The 1962-nt window shown below is 70.3% G+C and carries 2 protein-coding genes; one reads left to right on the top strand and one right to left on the bottom strand.

Going from position 1 to position 1962, the window contains the following annotated elements:
• Positions 1-5: 5 nt before the first annotated feature.
• A complete protein-coding gene (gene tsaD / locus BHQ40_RS24605; protein ID WP_070158299.1) occupies positions 6-1040 on the bottom strand; it encodes a tRNA (adenosine(37)-N6)-threonylcarbamoyltransferase complex transferase subunit TsaD in 1035 nt (344 codons plus the stop codon).
• Positions 1041-1085: 45 nt separating this feature from the next.
• Here tsaD and hemC point away from each other — a divergent pair.
• Positions 1086-1962 (top strand): hydroxymethylbilane synthase (gene hemC / locus BHQ40_RS24600; protein WP_070158298.1); only part of this gene is annotated, 877 nt, incomplete at its 3' end.

The following is a 1962-nucleotide window of genomic DNA, read 5'->3' as shown; positions in this document are numbered from 1 at the left end:
GATCTTCATGCCTTCACTCCTGCGCCGCGCGCGGCTTCCGCGTCCGGGTCCAGCGGCCAGCGCGGCCGCGCCGCCACGTCCAGCCCGTCGATCAGGCCAGCGGCGAATCGCTCCGCCCCGGCCCATCCGATCATCGCCGCATTGTCGGTGCACAGCCACATCGGCGGCGCGACGAAGGGCAAGTCATTGTCCGCCGCCAGCTTTTCCAGCGCGGCGCGGATCGCGCCATTGGCCGCAACGCCCCCGGCGACGACCAGCGCGGTGACGCCATGACTGTTGGAAAGCGCGCGCGCCGTGCGGTCGATCAAGCAATCGATCACCGCCTGCTGGAAACTGGCGGCGATATCCTCGACGCTATGCTGTCCGGCCTGCGCCGCGCGCATCACCGCGCTTTTCAGGCCCGCGAAGGAAAAATGCGGTTCGCTCGTCCCCACCAGCGGCCGGGGCAGGGGCACCGCCTTCGGATTGCCCAGCGCCGCCGCCTTCTCCACGCGCGGCCCGCCCGGATAGCCCAGGCCCAGCAGCTTCGCCGTCTTGTCGAACGCCTCGCCCGCCGCATCGTCGATGGTCGTCGCCAGCCTTTTGTACCGGCCCACGCCCTCGACGCGCAGCAACTGGCAATGCCCGCCAGACACCAGCAGCAGCAGATAGGGGAATTGCAGGCTCTGGTCGGCCAGGCGCGGCGAGAGCGCATGCCCCTCCAGATGGTTGACCGCGATCAGCGGCTTGTGCGCGGCATGGGCCAGCGCCTTGCCGGTCACGAGGCCCACCATGACGCCACCGATCAGGCCCGGCCCGGCGGTCGCGGCGATGGCGTCGACATCGGCCAGGGTCAGCCCGGCCTCCTCGAACGCGGCGGCGACCAGCGGCGTCAGCATCTCGACATGCGCCCGCGCGGCGATCTCTGGAACCACCCCGCCATAGGGGCGGTGTGCCTCCTCCTGCGTCGCCAGCCGGTGCGCCAAAACCCGCCCGTCGCCCGTCACCAGCGCCGCCGCCGTCTCGTCGCAGCTTGATTCCAGGCCAAGGATGATGGTCATTGCCGCTTCCCTCTAGTGCGCGCGGTGACTAGAGGAAAGCCGGATATGCCCAAACTGGACTTCCCCCTCCGCCTCGGCACCCGTGGCTCCCCGCTGGCGCTGGTTCAGGCGAACATGGTCGCCTCCGCCCTGTGCGCCGCGCATGGCTGGCCATCCGATGCCGTCCGCATCGTTACCGTCAAGACCAGCGGCGACCGGATTCAGGACCGGCCGCTGGCGGAGATCGGCGGCAAGGCGCTGTGGACCAAGGAACTGGACCGCGCCCTGCTGGATGGGGAGATCGATTTTTCCGTGCATTCGATGAAGGATGTGGAGACGATCCGCCCGGAAACAATCGCCATCGCTGCGATGCTGCCCCGCGCCGACATGCGCGACCGGCTGATCGGCGCGGACAGCATCGGCGCGCTGCGGCGGGGCGCGGTCGTCGGCACCAGCTCGCCGCGTCGCGCCGCGCAACTTCTGCGCCTGCGCCCGGATCTGTCGATCACCCTATTCCGGGGCAATGTCGCGACGCGCCTCGCCAAGCTGGAGGCGGGGGAGGCGGACGCCACCCTGCTCGCCGCCGCCGGGCTGGATCGCCTTGGTCAGCCGGATATTGGCGCGGCCATCCCGCTCGACGTCATGCTGCCCGCCCCGGCGCAGGGCGCGGTCGGCATCGAAACGCGCGCCGCCAACGCCGTGATGATCAAAATCCTCTCCGCTATCAGCGATTCCGACACGTTCGACTGCGTGATGGCGGAGCGCGCCCTGTTGCTGGCGCTTGGCGGCGGCTGCCACTCGCCGGTCGCGGCGCTGGCGCAGGTCGCGGGCGGCGACATCCACCTGCGCGCCGAAATATTGACCGGCAATGGCGACGATCAGGTGGGGGATGACATCCGCTTCCCCCGCGCCGATGCCGCCGTCCGCGCCTCCGCCCTCGGCC

It is taken from the genome of Sphingobium phenoxybenzoativorans (assembly GCF_001757355.1).
GTDB classification, from domain to species: domain Bacteria; phylum Pseudomonadota; class Alphaproteobacteria; order Sphingomonadales; family Sphingomonadaceae; genus Sphingobium; species Sphingobium phenoxybenzoativorans.
The sequence above is the reverse complement of the archived record's forward strand: the minus strand, read 5'-3'. Positions and strand labels throughout refer to the sequence as shown.